This is a genomic window from Actinomyces sp. HMSC075C01 (assembly GCF_001812965.1).
GTDB classification, from domain to species: domain Bacteria; phylum Actinomycetota; class Actinomycetes; order Actinomycetales; family Actinomycetaceae; genus Actinomyces; species Actinomyces acetigenes.
The window spans coordinates 149,447-165,060 of sequence record NZ_KV811028.1; the positions used below are offsets into that span (position 1 = coordinate 149,447).

At 65.4% G+C, this 15,614-nt stretch carries 14 protein-coding genes and 1 pseudogene; 12 read left to right on the forward strand and 3 right to left on the reverse strand.

The annotated features are described in order from the left end of the window. The first annotated feature begins 209 nt into the window (after positions 1–209). The 3 genes from HMPREF2883_RS10965 (at position 210) to HMPREF2883_RS10975 (ending at position 2,977) form a co-directional block, all read left to right on the forward strand. A complete protein-coding gene (locus HMPREF2883_RS10965; RefSeq protein WP_070662242.1) occupies positions 210–1,352 on the forward strand; it encodes a histidinol-phosphate transaminase in 1,143 nt (380 codons plus the stop codon). Positions 1,353–1,463: 111 nt separating this feature from the next. Continuing rightward, positions 1,464–2,063 (forward strand): imidazoleglycerol-phosphate dehydratase HisB, encoded by a 600-nt coding sequence (hisB, locus tag HMPREF2883_RS10970; protein WP_070662245.1) that lies wholly within the window; start codon positions 1,464–1,466, stop codon positions 2,061–2,063. Beyond that, complete coding sequence (locus HMPREF2883_RS10975) at positions 2,063–2,977, forward strand: hypothetical protein (protein ID WP_176747211.1); 915 nt, start codon at positions 2,063–2,065, stop codon at positions 2,975–2,977. Before hisB ends, HMPREF2883_RS10975 begins: the two co-directional genes overlap by 1 nt. Positions 2,978–3,023: 46 nt before the next feature. Here HMPREF2883_RS10975 and HMPREF2883_RS10980 read toward each other — a convergent pair whose 3' ends face one another. Next, entirely contained in the window at positions 3,024–4,619 is a 1,596-nt protein-coding gene (locus HMPREF2883_RS10980) for a serine/threonine-protein kinase (protein ID WP_070662251.1), read from the reverse strand. A 428-nt stretch (positions 4,620–5,047) separates the two neighbouring features. On the opposite strand from HMPREF2883_RS10980, the gene hisH reads away from it, so the two are divergent. The 3 genes from hisH to HMPREF2883_RS10995 all read left to right on the forward strand — a co-directional run bounded on the left by hisH (position 5,048) and on the right by HMPREF2883_RS10995 (position 7,468). Further along, positions 5,048–5,686 carry an imidazole glycerol phosphate synthase subunit HisH gene (gene hisH, locus HMPREF2883_RS10985; RefSeq protein WP_070662254.1) on the forward strand — a complete coding sequence of 213 codons (639 nt, stop codon included), beginning with the start codon at positions 5,048–5,050 and terminating at the stop codon, positions 5,684–5,686. Positions 5,687–5,726: 40 nt separating this feature from the next. Beyond that, positions 5,727–6,479, forward strand: a complete 753-nt coding sequence (priA, locus tag HMPREF2883_RS10990; RefSeq protein ID WP_070662257.1) for a bifunctional 1-(5-phosphoribosyl)-5-((5-phosphoribosylamino)methylideneamino)imidazole-4-carboxamide isomerase/phosphoribosylanthranilate isomerase PriA — start codon at positions 5,727–5,729, stop codon at positions 6,477–6,479. 86 nt (positions 6,480–6,565) lie between these two features. Beyond that, positions 6,566–7,468, forward strand: coding sequence for an SseB family protein (locus HMPREF2883_RS10995; RefSeq protein WP_176747214.1), 903 nt, complete (start codon positions 6,566–6,568; stop codon positions 7,466–7,468). 22 nt (positions 7,469–7,490) lie between these two features. Here the strand turns inward: HMPREF2883_RS10995 and HMPREF2883_RS11000 are convergent, their stop codons facing one another. Further along, complete coding sequence (locus tag HMPREF2883_RS11000) at positions 7,491–7,808, reverse strand: hypothetical protein (protein ID WP_070662260.1); 318 nt, start codon at positions 7,806–7,808, stop codon at positions 7,491–7,493. A gap of 183 nt (positions 7,809–7,991) precedes the next feature. On the opposite strand from HMPREF2883_RS11000, the gene HMPREF2883_RS11005 reads away from it, so the two are divergent. From HMPREF2883_RS11005 to HMPREF2883_RS14360, 6 genes are all read left to right on the forward strand, one after another. Then, on the forward strand, positions 7,992–8,663 hold the full coding sequence (locus tag HMPREF2883_RS11005; protein ID WP_070662263.1) for an ABC transporter ATP-binding protein: 672 nt from the start codon (positions 7,992–7,994) through the stop codon (positions 8,661–8,663). Then, complete coding sequence (locus tag HMPREF2883_RS11010; RefSeq protein WP_070662265.1) at positions 8,660–10,270, forward strand: DUF6297 family protein; 1,611 nt, start codon at positions 8,660–8,662, stop codon at positions 10,268–10,270. The genes HMPREF2883_RS11005 and HMPREF2883_RS11010 overlap by 4 nt, the downstream gene beginning before the upstream one ends. Before the next feature lie 363 nt (positions 10,271–10,633). Further along, complete coding sequence (gene infC / locus HMPREF2883_RS11015; RefSeq protein ID WP_070662268.1) at positions 10,634–11,233, forward strand: translation initiation factor IF-3; 600 nt, start codon at positions 10,634–10,636, stop codon at positions 11,231–11,233. A gap of 123 nt (positions 11,234–11,356) precedes the next feature. After that, complete coding sequence (gene rpmI, locus HMPREF2883_RS11020; protein WP_003780493.1) at positions 11,357–11,551, forward strand: 50S ribosomal protein L35; 195 nt, start codon at positions 11,357–11,359, stop codon at positions 11,549–11,551. A 27-nt stretch (positions 11,552–11,578) separates the two neighbouring features. Next, positions 11,579–11,959 carry a 50S ribosomal protein L20 gene (rplT, locus tag HMPREF2883_RS11025; RefSeq protein ID WP_003780489.1) on the forward strand — a complete coding sequence of 127 codons (381 nt, stop codon included), beginning with the start codon at positions 11,579–11,581 and terminating at the stop codon, positions 11,957–11,959. A gap of 198 nt (positions 11,960–12,157) precedes the next feature. Further along, the gene (locus HMPREF2883_RS14360) at positions 12,158–15,001 is read left to right on the forward strand and encodes a TIR domain-containing protein (protein WP_075371462.1); all 2,844 of its coding nucleotides are present in this window, start codon (positions 12,158–12,160) and stop codon (positions 14,999–15,001) included. 317 nt (positions 15,002–15,318) lie between these two features. Here the strand turns inward: HMPREF2883_RS14360 and HMPREF2883_RS11030 are convergent. Further along, a pseudogene (locus HMPREF2883_RS11030) lies at positions 15,319–15,614 on the reverse strand (transposase); the annotation flags it as partial.

Sequence of the window (15,614 nt, forward strand, 5' to 3'; positions counted from 1 at the left end):
ACGCGAGGGCTACCCTACGAACGCGAGGCGCTCATTCAAGGGTGAGCCCGGAGGGCGGGGCTGAGCTGGTCAGGCGTGGTGTGTAGCACGGTCCCCCGGCAAGCCGCCCAACTGGTGTCTCAGAAGTCATGAGACAGCACATCGGTGCCGTGCGCACCGCCGGACGGGCGGCCCAACCGCTGGAGCGGACTGAGCCGTAGACTCCAGGTGTGAACGCGAACCTGCCCCTGAGACCGGACCTGGAGGGCGAGACCCCCTACGGGGCCCCCGAGATCGACGTCCCCGTGCGGCTGAACGTCAACGAGAACCCCTACCCGCCCTCGGCCGCGGTCATCGAGTCGATCGCCACCGCCGTGGCTCAGGCCGCCCAGGGGCTCAACCGCTACCCGGAGCGGGACTTCCCCCGGCTGCGGGCCGCGCTCGCGGACTATCTCGCGGCCGAGTCCGGTGCGCATCTGACCCCTGAGCAGATCTGGGCGGCCAACGGCTCCAACGAGGTCATGCTCCATGTGCTCCAGGCCTTCGGAGGCCCCGGGCGCACCTGCCTGACCTTCACCCCCACCTACTCGATGTACCCCGAGTACGCCCGCGACACCTTAACCGACTATGCGACGCGACCGCGCCGCAAGGACTTCACCCTCGACGTCGACGCCGCGGTGAGCGCGATCAACGAGCTTCGGCCGGCCGTCGTCGTCCTGGCCAGCCCCAACAACCCGACCGGAACCGCCCTGCCGCTGGAGGACATCAAGCGGATCCTGGAGGCGGCCCGCGGCCACGGTCCCATACTCGGAGCCGAGATCGGCTCGCCCGCCCGGTCCAGCGACTGCGTCGTCGTCATCGACGAGGCCTACGCCGAGTTCCGCCGTTCAGGAGTGCCCAGCGCCCTGGAGCTGGTGGGGCCGGCCCACCCGCACCTGGCCGTCACCCGTACCATGTCCAAAGCCTTCGGTGCCGCCGGCCTGCGCCTGGGCTACCTGGCCGCCGACCGCGCCCTGGTAGACGCCCTGCGCGTCGTGCGTCTGCCGTATCACCTCTCCGCCGTCACCCAGGCGGCGGCCCTGGCCGCCCTGTCCCACCGCGACGAGCTCATGGCTCAGGTGGCCTCCCTGCGCGATGAGCGCGATGCCTTCGTTGAGTGGCTGCGAGCCCAGGGACTGGTCGCGCACGAATCAGACGCCAACTTCGTCCTGTTCGGCCCGTTCCCCGACCGCGAGGCCGTCTGGCAGGCCCTGCTCGACGCCGGGGTCCTCATCCGCGTCGTCGGCCCCGAGGGCTTCCTGCGGGCCAGTATCGGCACGCCCGACGAGATGGCACGCCTGCGCACCGCCCTGACCGCAGCCGTCGGCGGATGACAAGGATGCCGGCAGCGATCAGCGCCTAGGACCGGTAGGGTTGCTATCGATTAAGTCACCTATGAACCACTGTGCTGAAAAAGCACGACACCCGATGCTGAGGAAGCACCTATGAGCCGTACCGCGCGCATTGAGCGAGCCACGAGTGAGTCAAGCGTCGTCGTCGAGATCAACCTCGATGGCACGGGTCAGACCGACATCTCCACCACCGTCCCCTTCTACGACCACATGCTCACCGCTCTGGGGCGCCACTCGCTCATCGATCTGACAGTGCGCGCCACCGGTGACACCGAGATCGACGTGCACCACACCGTGGAGGACACCGCCATCTGCATCGGTGAGGCCCTGCGCGTGGCGCTGGGGGACAAGCGCGGTATCCGCCGCTTCGGTGAGGCCAGCGTCCCTCTGGACGAGGCCCTGGCCCATGCCGTCGTCGACATCTCCGGGCGCCCCTACCTGGTGCACGAGGGGGAGACCGAGGCCTTCGTCCACCACCTCATCGGCGGCCACTTCACCGGTTCCATGGTGCGTCACGTGCTGGAGGCCATCGCCTACCACGCCGGCATCTGCCTGCACGTGCGGGTCCTGTCCGGGCGCGATCCCCACCACATCGCCGAGGCCGAGTTCAAGGCGCTGGCGCGCGCCCTGCGCGCCGCCGTGGAGGACGACCCCCGCGTCGAGACCATCCCATCCACGAAGGGAAGCCTGTGATGGACCAGACCCCCCGGCCCGACGAGAGCCATGACGACCACCAGGACCACCAGCGCGACCTGGATGCCGAGTTCGCCGCCCTCATGGGCGACGTGGAGATCCCCGACGACCTCTCGGCCGAAGACCTGGGGGCTGTGCAGGAGGCCGACAGCGAACCGGGCCTGCGGACCCTGGCGGGGGATGACTCCGTATCGGCCGGCTCCGCGGGGCAGAGCGGACCAGCAGACGTCAGGCCCGGCGACGTCCCCCACAACACCTACCATCCCCTGAACGGGAGACAGGGCGGAGCGGAGGACACCGAGGGCCCGTCCCGGCTCACCGATGCCCAGGAGGCGCAGATCGCCGCCGCGGCCGACTCCCTGAGCTCCTACGTGCCCGGTCAGTCCGAGGACCAGGCTCCCCGGGCGGTCAAGGTCGCCGTCGTCATGACGCCGCTGAACCGGGCCGACGGCTTGGCCGGAATGTGCTCCCTGCTGGACCTCGACTGCACCGTGGTGCCCTCCTCCAGCGGGGCCTTCGCGGTCAAGCAGTTCGTCTCCGCCCACTCGGACTGGGACGTGGCCGAGCTGCTCGGCGGCTCCGACTCCGAGCCCGCAGAGGCCGCGGAGCTGGCCGCCCAGCTCTCCCGCCTGTCACGGGCCGGGGCGGTCCTCATGACCGCCGACCTGGCCACCGACGTCGGTATCGAGTCCGGCCTGTCCGGGACGATCACCGCCCGCCACTTCACCAACGGTCAGCCCGGCGAGGAGGCGTCGGCGGGGCTCCTGCTGTCCTCCATGGACCAGGTCGTCGAGGACATCCTCCTGGGAGTCATCAACGCCGACGACGTCCCCGGAGCGGTGAAGTCCTCCGAGATCCAGGCGCCCCGGGCGATGCGCTGGTTCGGACGCGGCCTGCGCCGTCCCCCGCAATGACCTCACCAGCACGCGCCGCCCGCTGCTGGCCGGCGGGCAGCGACTCCTAGCCGGCGTAGGAGCTCGTCCGCTGCCCGCCCTTGTCGGAGGCGATGCAGGAGAAGCCCCGCTTCCCTGTGTTCCAGCCGGCCTCCCCCGGTCCCAGCACAGATGTGCTCGGGGCGGCGGCCCCGTACTGCTGGGCGGCCTGCGCGGTACAGGTGGCCTGCACGTTGGGATCGGCCGCCAGGTCGTCATCACTGGAGCCCGAGGTGCTCTCCGCCAGGGTCCCCACCCGGTAGACCTCCCAGGAGTGGGGCTCGTTGCAGCTGACCTTCCTGGCCGTGGTCTGGCCCGAGATCGAGGTGGTGCCCGCCAGGCAGGTACCCACCGGGTGCGGTGGGGTCGAGGCGTTGTCCTGACTCGACGACGAGGGCTGGGATGCGGGCTGGGACGCGGCTCCTGATGCTCTGGTGGCACTGGTGGCGGGAGCCAGACGGGCACCCGCCACCCACCCTGCGCCCAGACCGACGACCAGGCCGACAATCGCGCCGATCGCTGTGGAGCGCAGAGTGATTCGCCGACGTTCTCGGCCGGAGAGTCTCAGAGACTGACTCCGTTGAGCTGACACCGGGGCGTTGAGCAGAGCCTTGTCGGAGCGCTCCGGCCCGCCTGAGACGATCGAGGGGGCTGAGGCGGCGGACCCCGAGGATCTGGCGGGGCGGACCGGGAAGACGGAGTCCGATGCCGCCCGCTGTGATGCACTGCTGGGAGCGTAGGAGTCGGGTGAGCCCGCCTCTTCGCTACGCGGAGGCGGCGCCAGTCCGGCCTCAACCAGCCGCAATGAGGTCACCGGTCCGCCGACGGCCAGGTTTCCCGTCCCCAGATACTCACGGATCTGCCCCAGGGCCCCCGTGAGCTCCGTGCCGTTGCGGTAGCGGTGCTTGGGATCCGGAGCCATCGCCTTGCCCAGGAGCGGCAGCAGGACCTCAGGAACGTTCGGGTCAGTGAGGTTCAGGGGGGCGTCGAGGGACCGGACGATCTCCGGCAGGCTGCGCTGCACGCCGTCGGGGCCACGTCGGGGACCCCGGCCCGTCAGCAGGGCGAAGAGCACCGCACCCATGGACCACACGTCCCCCTCGGGGCCGGGGCTGGCCAGCATGAAGGCCTCCGGCGCGGCGAAGTCGGGGGTGAGACACTCCAGGGTCACGGTGGGGTCCTGACCCTCGCGCTGGACAGCGGCGATACCGAAGTCCGATAGCCGGGGAGAGCCATAGGAGTCCAGAAGGATGTTGGCGGGCTTGACGTCCCGGTGCATGACGCCGGCCGCATGGGCGGCCCCCAGGGCCGAGGCCGCGGCCTCCACCAGGGCCACGGCGTCAGAGGCGGGGGTCGGGCCGCGCGAGACGAGGTCGTAGAGGCTGCCGCCCGCACACAGCTCCATGACCAGGTAGGGGCGCAGATCGGGCAGCTTGCCCGTGTCCACCAGGGAGACCACGTGAGGATGCCCCGAGATCCTCGAGGCCGCCTGCACCTCACGCATGAACCGCCGCTCATTGCGGGGATCATCCAAGGGGCGGGAGTCCACCTTGACGGCGACCGGACGCTCCAGGGAGTCCTGCACGCCGGCATAGACCGTGGCGAAGCCGCCACGCCCCAGCACCGAGGTGATCCGCACTCCGGGAATGGAGAACGGCGCAGCGCTGCGCGACCCGCTGGAACCGGCCGAACCTGTCCCCGCCGCTGCGGGGGAGTGGCTCGAGGAGGCCTGCGAAAGCGGGGGAGGAGGGGATGCCGGCCAAGGCGGAGGCTGGGCCTGGCCGGAGGGGAACTGCATGCTCACAGACGAATACTCGCCCATCTTGGGGGAAATCGTGAAAGGAAGCCGACGACCCGGATTCAGATCACGCATTGCGCCCGCGCCTTCGCGCCATGCCCGCGCGAGGCCGCGACCAGCTCGACGCGCCATCCGGACCGCTGCGCCGACGCTGTTGAGCCAACGCTGCCGGTTCCGGTTCTGCGCACGTCACAGGGCGTTTCAGAGTGTGGAGGATACTCAGAATGATCTGCAGGGACGGTAGGGTGTGTCACATGCGAGCGCCCCGTGTCACCGTCCTGTCCTACGGATCCGGCAATGTCCGCTCAGCGGTGCGCGCTCTGGAACGCGTCGGCGCGCAGGTGACCCTCACCAGCGACCCGCACGAGGTCACCGAGGCCGACGGGCTCGTGGTCCCCGGGGTGGGTGCCTTCGGTGCGGTCATGGAGCAGCTGCGGGCGGTCGACGCACCTCGCCTCATCGAGCGGCGCCTGGCCGGGGGACGGCCGGTCCTGGGAATTTGCGTGGGTATGCAGGTCATGTTCGAGCGCTCCGACGAGCACGGGACCGCTGAGGAGGGGCTGGGACAGTGGCCCGGCACCGTGTCCCGCCTGAGAGCCGACGTCGTCCCGCACATGGGGTGGAGCCTGGTCCGTCCTCCCGCGGGTTCCGTCCTGTTCGACGGCGTTGCCGACGAGCGCTTCTACTTCGTCCACTCCTATGCGGCCACCCAGGACCCTGCCGAGCTGCTCGGCCCCGGCCCCACCCGCCTGCCGCAGGTTACCTGGGCCACTCACGGCCACGACTTCATCGCCGCCGTCGAGAACGGCTCCCTGTGCGCCACGCAGTTCCACCCCGAGAAGTCCGGTGACGCAGGGGCTCAGCTGCTGCGCAACTGGTTGACGACCCTCTGACCTCACTCGAGCCATCCCACGACCTCTGCAGGAGACACGCATGCTCACTCTACTTCCCGCCGTCGACGTCGCCGATGGCAAGGCCGTCCGCCTCCTTCAGGGAGAGGTCGGCTCAGAGACGGACTACGGCAGCCCCGTCGACGCCGCCCGGGACTGGGTGCGCGCCGGGGCCGAGTGGATCCACCTGGTGGACCTCGACGCCGCCTTCGGGCGCGGCTCCAACCATGAGCTGCTCGCGCGCATCGTCGGCGAGGTCGGCATCAAGGTGGAGCTCTCCGGAGGCATCCGTGATGACGCCTCACTGGCCCGCGCCCTGTCCGCCGGAGCCGCCCGGGTCAACCTGGGGACGGCGGCTCTGGAGAACCCCGAGTGGACCGAACGAGTCATCGCCGAGCACGGGGAGAAGATCGCCGTCGGCCTCGACGTGCGCGGCTCCACCTTAGCGGCCCGCGGCTGGACCAAGGAGGGCGGAGACCTGTGGGAGACCCTCGAGCGGCTCAATGCCGCAGGATGCGCGCGCTACGTCGTCACTGACGTCACCCGGGACGGCACGCTGAGCGGCCCCAACACCGCCCTGCTCACCGACGTCTGCCAGCGCACCGCGGCGCCGGTGGTCGCCTCCGGCGGTATCGCCCATCTCGACGACCTGGTCGCGCTGCGCCGTCTAGCGCCGCTGGGACTGGAGGGCGCAATTGTCGGCAAGGCGCTCTACAACGGCAACTTCACCCTTCAGGATGCCCTGGCCGTGGCTGGTGACGAGGAGAGGTGCGAGCCCTCGCAGGCTCGTTCCTGACTACTCCGGGCCCTTGGCGCCCCGGCTCCCGCATCGTCGCCCTGTTCGCCGATGTCAGGAACAAGGTGGATCGGAAAGGCGCTACCGTGAGGGCCGTGAGCCAGTCAGCGCAGAACCAGCAGGCAGTTCCTGGACCAGTCCCCGGGCCGGTCGGCGACTCGGTGACCGAGCCTCCGCAGGTCTCCCAGGTGGCGGCGGCCATGGCCGCGCGGGCCAAGCTGGAGCGTCTTCTTGCCGCGCCGGCACCCTTCTCCGACGACGACGGTGCGATCAGGCCAGAGGTGCGCGATGCGCTGGAGGCCGTGGACCTGCCGCGTCATCAGTACCTCGATAAGCTGTGGGCGGCCCTCGTCAGTGGCCGGCTGATCGTTCCCGTGGCCGCTCACGCCCTTCCTGGACGCCTGGGGGGCAGCCAGGCGCAGTCCGTGACCCTGCCCCAGGGCCCGTCGGGCGATGGTGCGCCGCAGGTTCCGGCTCATGAGGTGCACACCGCCGACGCCTGCCAGGATGCGGCGACCCTGGCGGTGAGCCTGCCCGACGGGCACATCGCCCTGCCGGTGTTCACCAGTGCTGAGGCCATGAACCGGTGGCGCAGTGACGTGCGCCCCGTGCCCGTGACGCCGCGGCGAGCGGCGCAGGTGGCCTGCCTGTCCACCGACCAGCTGTGGGTGCTCGACCCCGGAAGCCGGGACCTGCGCCTGCCGCGCCCCGCCGTCGTGGCCCTGGCTGGGGGAGAGGCGTGGGTGCCCTCATGGCGCAACGAGCCGGTTCAGGCCGAGGTGCGCGCCCAGCTCCAGGAGGTTGACGGAGTCACCGGCGTGGCCTTCGGGCCCGGTGAGGGAGCCGAGCTGCGGGTTTTCATCCGCATCGACGCCGCAGGTGGTCGTGCCGGCGTGGCCCGGAGCCTGGAGGGCTGCCAGCACGTCATGGTCAACCCGGCATGGGGCGACCTCATCGACACCGTGGAGCTGTGCCCGCTTCCCGCCTAATCGGGGCGGTTGGGAGCCGATCTCAGGAGCGGCCCAGGATCAGGGCCTCCCACTGCCTGACCTGTCCGTAGTGGTCCTCCAACGGCCCGGCCACCTGGTCGAAGCGGGCAACGACGTCGCGCAGAGCCTGGCCGTCCTGGGATCGTCCGTCATTCTGGGCGATCCGGGCACAGGCCTCAGCGATCGCACGGACCTGGGCGAGATCCCGGGTCGAGACCGTCACCCGGCCGGGGCCCGGGTCCCTCGTGGTGCTCCAGTCGGTCCCTGCCTCACGGGAGACGGCGGAATCGCCGTCTGACGCACCATTCGGGTCCGGCGTCCTCACGCTGTTCCAATCCATGACTGCGGAGCGTAAGGCATCCGATTCGACCAGGCCACCGAAAATTAGTGTGCTGGAATAGTACTGATGAGTGCGATGTCGACCACCTCAGCCCCATCTGGGCCGGACCCTGGGCTGCCACCTGGAAACGGACATGATTTCACCGGAGGCACCCAGCCCCCGGCCGCGAGCCGTGAGCCGCTGGTGAGCGCCCGCGACCTCAGTGTCGGATACGGTGACCAGCCGGTCTGCGCCCCGGCGACCTTCGACCTGCTTCCCGGCCAGGTGCTGGCGCTGGTCGGGGTCAACGGGGCCGGCAAGTCGACGATCCTGCGCACCTGCTGCGGGCTGCTGCGCCCGCTGGCGGGGCAGGTTCACGTACTCGGACACGTCCCGGATCCCCGCTCAGGCGCCCAGCGTGCCGCCCTCGCCACGGATCTGGGGCAGGAGTCCTTCTTCCCCACCCTGACCATCGCCGAGCACCTGCGGATGGTCTGCTTCGGGCACGGCGTCGTCGAGGCCGATGAGCGGGTCAGTGACCTGCTGGAGGACCTCGAGCTGCGACGGCTCGCGGGGCACCTGCCAGAGGAGCTCTCCGCGGGACAACGGCGCCGACTGGCACTGGCGTCAGTCCTGGTCCGGCCCCGCAGGCTGCTGGTCCTCGACGAGCCCGAGCAGCGCCTGGACCGGGTGACCCGCCTGCTCCTGGCCGACATGCTCGTCGAGGAGCGTGAGGCCGGTGGGGGAGTGCTCATGGTCTCCCACGACCCGGAGATCGTTGAGGAAGCGGCCACTGACGTGCTCCTCGTCGGACGCGACACCCGGATGCTCAGCGTGGATGACGGCGTGCGCGCCATTGAGGAGGGGCTGAGGTGACGCCGCTGGGGGCGTGGGAGGAGCAGCCCCTGTCCACAGTCCCGGACAAGACGGCGTTTCCCGACGGGGCCGCGCTGCGCAGCTGGGTGAGGCGCTGCACCCGACGGCACCGCCGCGGTGTCTGGGCACTCGTGGGGGACGTCTACTCCGCGCTCCTGACGCTCATCATCGCCGTGGCGATCCTGGCCCCATATCTGCGTCGGCTGGTCGTGGATCGGCCCGCCTCGGCGGCCGGGACCGACATGCTCGGCGGCTTCGCCACGGTGGGCCTCGATCCCGGGTGGGGGTTCCTGGCGCTGCTTGTGCTGCTGGCGGCGGTCGGTGTCGGTTCACTCGGGCGGCTCGGCCCGCTGTTCCTGCGCCCCCACGAGGCCGCCTGGTGGCTGCCCATGCCCGGGCAGCGGGGAGGTCTCCTGGTGCCGGTGGCCCGCGTCGAGTACCTCATCGCGGCCACTGTGGGAGCCACGGTGGGCGTGCTCCCAGCGCTGGCGGCCGGAGGCGGCTGGGTCGCCGCCACGGCGTGGCCTGCCCTGATGTCGGCCGGGACCTGCCTGGTGCTCACCGAGCTCATCAAGGCCCAGATCCTTAACCGCGGTGTCGAGCCGCTGCGCCGTCGTCTCGTCCTGACGGGGGCCGCAGCATGCCTGGCCGGTGTGGCGCTTCCCTTCCCTCGCTCCCCGCTCGGGAACACGGCGGTCGTCCTCCTGGCCGGGGTGCTGGCCGCCCTGGCCGTCATGGAATGGAGGCGGGCCAGAGGCAGCCTGGGGCAGGTGCATGATGCCGCACTGCTGGCCGTCGTCGCGCGGTCCTTCGGCGCGCACGTCTCACTGCTGTCGCTGGATACCAGGGCCCTGGGGCGGTTGCTCTCCCCGGATCCCGCCCGGCCCGTGAAACCTTCACCGCTGTGGGCGGCGCGGATCGGGAGCCGGCTGCCCCGCTCCCTTGGGGTGCTGATGGGAGTGGCTCAGGTGGACTGGCTCCTGCTGCGCCGCCAGCGCCGGCGTCTGCTTCAGATGGGGGTCGGGCTGGCCATCGCGGTGCTGCCGCTCCTGTCCGGAGCCGTCGGCGACCCTCTGCGCGCCGTCGGCTATCTCATCGGAGGCTGGATCGCGACGCTGGCTGTTGCCGAGCCGGCACGTCAGGCCTGGTTCGACGGCGGTCCTGACGCCTCCTGGCCGGTGGCGCCCCGAGTGGTGCGCGCAGGCCACCTGCTCGTGCCAGCCGTCCTCATGAGTACGTGGTCCTTGCTGAGCCTGGTCCCGGCCATGGCGGCCCTCGGGGCTGCGGCCGCCTGGAAGGGGCTCGCCATCGTGGTCGCCCTGGCCCTGGTGAGCGGCTGCGCCTGGGCCGGGGCGGCACTGCGCTCCGGGTATCGGGAGATGCCCGACTTCGCCGCCGGACTCGTCACCTCGCCCGTGGGCTCCCTACCGCCGGGACTGGTGCAGATGCTGACTCAAGGGCCCGACGCCGCCGTCGTAGGAGCACTGACCACGGCGCTCGTCGCCAGTGGTATCGCGGCGCCGACGACGCCGCTGCTCGGGATCCAGACCGCCGCCGGCATTATCGCCGTCGTGTGGGGAGTCTGCACGAACCGCTGGGTCTCCTGACGGCCTGCCTCGCCTCAGAATCCGCCTCATACGTGGGAGGACTCACGCCAATATGGCGAGGATGCAGTGGGAGAGCGAGCTCTTGTCCTGGTAGTATTCCTTACTGACCACCCGGGGTTTGCCCCGGTGCGCAAGCGGAGCGATCCCACCTGGGTTCCTTTCGGGAATCGGGTTCATGCGAGGGTGACAAGCCCTTCGCGGTCCCTGCTCGGCCACGGCCGTGCGGAGAACGCGCTCATCACGAGGCCTCCGACCTGCGCGGCAGGAACGGGGGCCTTTCCTCGTTCCGCAACCATCCGTGACTCAGAGTGAGGAACCGACATCAGCGAGCCCCGTATCAACGAACGGATCCGCGTTCCCGAAGTGCGTCTCGTCGGCCCCAGCGGCGAGCAGGTCGGCGTTGTCCGTGTGGAGGACGCCCTGCGTCTGGCTGAGGAGGCCGACCTCGACCTGGTCGAGGTGGCACCCGACGCCCGCCCCCCGGTGTGCAAGCTCATGGACTACGGCAAGTTCAAGTACGAGTCGGCCATGAAGGCGCGCGACGCGCGACGCAACCAGGCAAACACCCAGCTCAAGGAGATCCAGTTCCGCCCCAAGATCGATGAGCACGACTACGCCACCAAGCGCGGCCACGTCGAGCGATTCCTCAAGGGCGGGGACAAGGTCAAGTGCATCGTCCGCTTCCGCGGCCGCGAGCAGTCCCGGCCCGAGCTCGGGATCAGGCTCCTGCAGGGCCTGGCCGAGGAGATGGCCGAGCTGGGCACCATCGAGTCCCACCCCCGTCAGGACGGCCGCAACATGGTCATGGTCCTGGCCCCGGTCCGTAAGAAGGCCGAGGTCAAGTCCGACCAGCGCCGCCGCCGTGAGGAGGCCCGCGCCGCCCGCCGTGCCGAGAAGCACGCGGGCCGAGCACCCAAGGGCGCCAAGGCCTCGGACGGGAAGCCTGCCGGCGAGAACGCCTGAGTGCACCCGAGGGCGCACTCGACACTCACCTGACACCACCGACCCACCCCCTCGCCACCGTGAGCGGGGTCCGCAGTCCCGGCGACCACGCGTCTCCCAGGGACCGAGAAGAGGAAATTACCCATGCCGAAGAACAAGACGCACTCCGGTGCCAAGAAGCGCTTCCGGGTCACCGGCAGCGGCAAGCTCATGCGCGAGCAGGCCAACAAGCGCCACCTGCTGGAGGTCAAGTCCTCCCGCCGCAAGCGCAAGCTGTCCCAGGACCAGCCGGTCGCTCCGGCCGACGTCCGCCAGGTCAAGAAGCTGCTCGGTCGCTGACCGCCCAACCCACCAAGGAGTCTCACCATGGCACGTGTGAAGCGGGCTGTTAACGCCCAGAAGAAGCGTCGTTCTGTTCTCGAGAAGGCCTCGGGCTACCGCGGCCAGCGCTCGCGCCTCTACCGCAAGGCCAAGGAGCAGGTCACCCACTCCGGCGTCTACGCGTTCCGCGACCGTCGCGCCCGCAAGGGCGACTTCCGTCGCCTGTGGATCCAGCGCATCAACGCTGCCGCCCGCGCCGAGGGCCTGACCTACAACCGCTTCATCCAGGGTCTTGGCCTGGCCGGCGTGGAGATCGACCGCCGCATGCTCGCCGAGCTGGCCGTCAACGAGCCCGAGGGCTTCAAGGCCCTCGTGGAGGTGGCCCGCAAGGCCCTCCCCGAGGACGTCAACGCCCCCAAGGCCTGACACGTATCAGTGGGCCGATGGCCTGCTGAACAGAATCTGACGATGGTGGTGCCGTCACCCTGCCCAGGGTGACGGCACCACCATCGTGTCTGCGTGGTAGAGTACGTAACAATCCAGTTCAATCGAACTGAAACATCCGCTTTGGATTTCGAAGACGAATAGCCACAGCGTGAACGTCGACTACGTAGGGAGCTCCCAGTGAAGCGAGATCTTGCCGATAAATTGACGTCTATGGTTAAAGTTCAGTGGATGCGATGGAAACATCGACGAGTAGGCAACTTTGACGTGTTTATTTCCTACAGCCACGACCCATCTAGAACGCTCGCGTTTACGTTGCACGACAACTTAGAAAAACTCAGCCGAAAATGGTACAGTTTCCGGGCGTTAAACGTATTCTTAGATCGAAGCTCTCTTGGACCGACGATGAGGTTGGAAAAAGAGCTTGAGAGTATTGTGAAGCGGTCCGAATGGCTTGTGTATATTTGCTCTGAGAACGCCGCAAAATCAGATCCGGTCATTAAAGAACTTAATTGGTACATTGAACGGAATGGCGTTGAGAAACTCATACTCATAGTGGATGATGGTGTCATCTGTTGGGATCGAGAAACGGAGAGCTTTTCCAAAACAACGACAAATATTCCGAGAGAGATCCTAAATAAGATTAATGATGAGCCTCTATGGATAGATCTGAGAGGTCGGAGCGAGTCGCAGGAATCCTTAGAAAATCATCCAGAATTTCTCGACGCGGTTCTTAGTATATCGTCGCGGGTTCAGAATACTTCGAAAGAAGCTCTTTTAGATCGCGAGAACAAGCGTCAGAATCGCCTTGTGAGATTTCGGCGGCTATCTTTCTCAATACTCGCCATCCTTCTCACGATCTCGGTGGCAATTTCCTGGTTTGCGGTATCTGCACGGAATGAAGCCTTGTCGAACTTAAATGTCGCGACTGCAAGAGCATTCGCTTCTCGAGCTAATGAGTTGTCTGATAGTGATGTAGCCGATTCTCAATTATATGCCGCGCAAGCGTGGGATCTTCATCAAGATGAAGTCACTCGGGCAGCGCTGTTCAAATCCGTTGTAGAGTCCCGCAATCTGGCGGGTAATCGAATTACGTCAAGTAGCGTTACGTCGCTGGCCGCAAATTCTGATGCAACACTGATATTCGTTGGACATGAAGACGGAACGATGGAACGATGGGAAACTGAAACGAACGCACTGATGAAGATTGGAAAACTAAGCTTTCCAATAAAAAGAATTTCCGTGAATCGTTCCGGAGACGTTGTTGTAGCAACGGGATGGCGTGATGCTTACCCTGGATACTATGAAGCCGAAGTAAAACTATGGAAATCAGGAAAGGAAGAATGCGTCAGCAAGTTAGATCGCTATGGTGGTGCCTCCGTGTCTCCATCCGGAAAAACAGTTGCGCTACCGCCTCAGGAGTCTGGAGTTATGAAAGTACTGCATATCGAATCGCGAGATTGTGGATGGTCGGACGTTGACTTGCATAGTCACTTCTCCACTAACGAGAACGATGCGATTGCACTACCTGATGATGAATCGGTGGTTATCCAAAGCTATACATCGATATATACGTACTCTCTTGTCGACCAGCAGGCAGCTTATCGAACGCGCAATTATATTAGTGGCCCAGACGATCAGTCTCCTGTTCTTTCGCCAAATGGCGGTTATAGCTTCGGCGAAAAGGGGGTCGTATCGTCGCAACAGAATACTCCCGACAATACCGAGCCGGCTGTATCCTATGCGGAACTTGATTGGGACAAACGATACTACGTAAGATCTCCATTGCCAGCGCTCTCAGATGATGGATCAACGGCTGCCGTCATTAACGCAGATGGACTTACTGTGTATGATGTCGAAGATGGCCGATCTAATCAATGGGATTCCACTTCCCTCCCTGTCGGCAATGAACTTTCTGCTTTGGCTGTGCCGACCAAGCATGTGATTGTCACTGCGATCGGTTCAAACGTGTCATACTGGAGGATGGACAACCCGTCCAAAGTAATTCGGGAGTATGAATCGACGGCAGGCCCCATGTGTGATGACTGTGCGGTTTCCCGAATTGCCCCATCTCAGTCGGGGAAATATTTGGCCCAGTATTGGAACACCTCTAAAGGTGGTCACATTTTTGTCCTTAATTTTAACGATGGTTCGGAGAGTATAGTTGAAGAAGCCGATTTTCTTGCATGGCGAACCGATGAAGACTATTTTGTTATAAACAGCGGGAAGATTTGCCTTTATCGGGCGGTAGGTGGTGCTTCTGATCGTTGTTGGGTCATACCATCTTGGACTGAAAATGACTCCGGTCGCGGGCATCTTATGTCCAATCCTGGACACATTAAAGGGGTATGGGATGGAAGTTCCTTAAAATTTTCAAATGGTTCAGACATTTGGAGTTTTGACTATAGCACACATCAGTTTAGTCAGACTACATCTGAAGATCACGTAGTTGAAATGACTGATCGCGGGGTTGTAGTTTCGGAAAATAATGACAACAATTATAGTGCCGGCATGTTTAAAGTTATTTATAATGATGGAAAAGTGGAGAACTACAATCGTTATGTTTGGCTAGCTAACGACGGTTCTACTGTCAGTACGTCAAGGAATGGAACTGTTGTTGCCAATACGAGATATGGAACAATTGAGCAACGTTCCTACCTGGAAGGATCCTCGGCGGTAAACATTTCTAACAACGGCGAGTATCTTGCTTATGTTGATTCCTTGAATACTGTTTCAGTATACTCTTTGGCTGCAGGGATGAAGGTCGGAACAATTAAATTGACAGGGAGACCCTATTCTGCTGCTGCAGTTCAGTTTAACTCCTCCGGTTCGTCATTGTATGCTAACTACTTCGATAGTTTAAGAGGTCGAGAAATGACTGTGAAAGTTGATCTTGAGCCCCATAACTGGTATCGCAGCAATTGTGGAATTGTGCGCAGGACAGTTTCGCTGACAGAGTGGCGTCGAGTTACGGAAATGAGTGAACCGAGTCGTGGATTTGCTTGCTCCAGTTACGTTCGTTGAGGTTTTCTAACCGGGGGGTGGTGGTACTGGTGGCCTGAGCTCTGGGGCGACCGAGAAGTGCGGATAGGACCGTGACGGGGAGGCGGATTGGGGTGCGCGCGGAACCGTGCGTCAGAGTTGTTTTCGACCAAGAACTCCTGCTTGCAATATATGCTCCGAGTGCTGTCGTATTGTGCCGCTCTCGACGTCCCCACCACTACTGTGCGTACCGTCAGCAGCTGGCTGACGGCTCGCTACCTTGTTGGTGGTCCGGGGCTGGGCCAGCTGCTGTGGGCACGGTTGTCTTGCCCCTGTCCGTAGATGATCCGGGGGTGCCCCTATGTGGTGTTTCGAGCGGCGGTGGGTAGTTTCGTGGCTGGTTGTGGGTCGTAGAGGGTGTTGTTGCGGATCATGGCGTGCAGGGTCAGGATGCGGCGGTGGGCCAGGGCGAGGACGGCCTGGCCCAAGGCGGTTTGCCTTGGTCGCGTTTGCGCTGGTAGTAGGCCTGGGAGACGGGGTCGGAGCGTAGTGAGGCGAAGGCGGAGGGGAACATGGTGCGTTTGAGCCTCTTGTTGCTGCCGTGGGAGACGCGCCTTGCCACGGATCGATGAGCCGGAGCGGCGTGTGACGGGAG

Bases quoted from the DNA above. Each gene is read 5' to 3' on its own strand.
- hisB (WP_070662245.1), top strand. From the start codon at position 1,464: ATGAGCCGTACCGCGCGCATTGAGCGAGCCACGAGTGAGTCAAGCGTC.
- HMPREF2883_RS10975 (WP_176747211.1), top strand. From the start codon at position 2,063: ATGGACCAGACCCCCCGGCCCGACGAGAGCCATGACGACCACCAGGAC.
- hisH (WP_070662254.1), top strand. From the start codon at position 5,048: ATGCGAGCGCCCCGTGTCACCGTCCTGTCCTACGGATCCGGCAATGTC.
- priA (WP_070662257.1), top strand. From the start codon at position 5,727: ATGCTCACTCTACTTCCCGCCGTCGACGTCGCCGATGGCAAGGCCGTC.
- HMPREF2883_RS11000 (WP_070662260.1), bottom strand. From the start codon at position 7,808: ATGGATTGGAACAGCGTGAGGACGCCGGACCCGAATGGTGCGTCAGAC.
- rpmI (WP_003780493.1), top strand. From the start codon at position 11,357: ATGCCGAAGAACAAGACGCACTCCGGTGCCAAGAAGCGCTTCCGGGTC.
- rplT (WP_003780489.1), top strand. From the start codon at position 11,579: ATGGCACGTGTGAAGCGGGCTGTTAACGCCCAGAAGAAGCGTCGTTCT.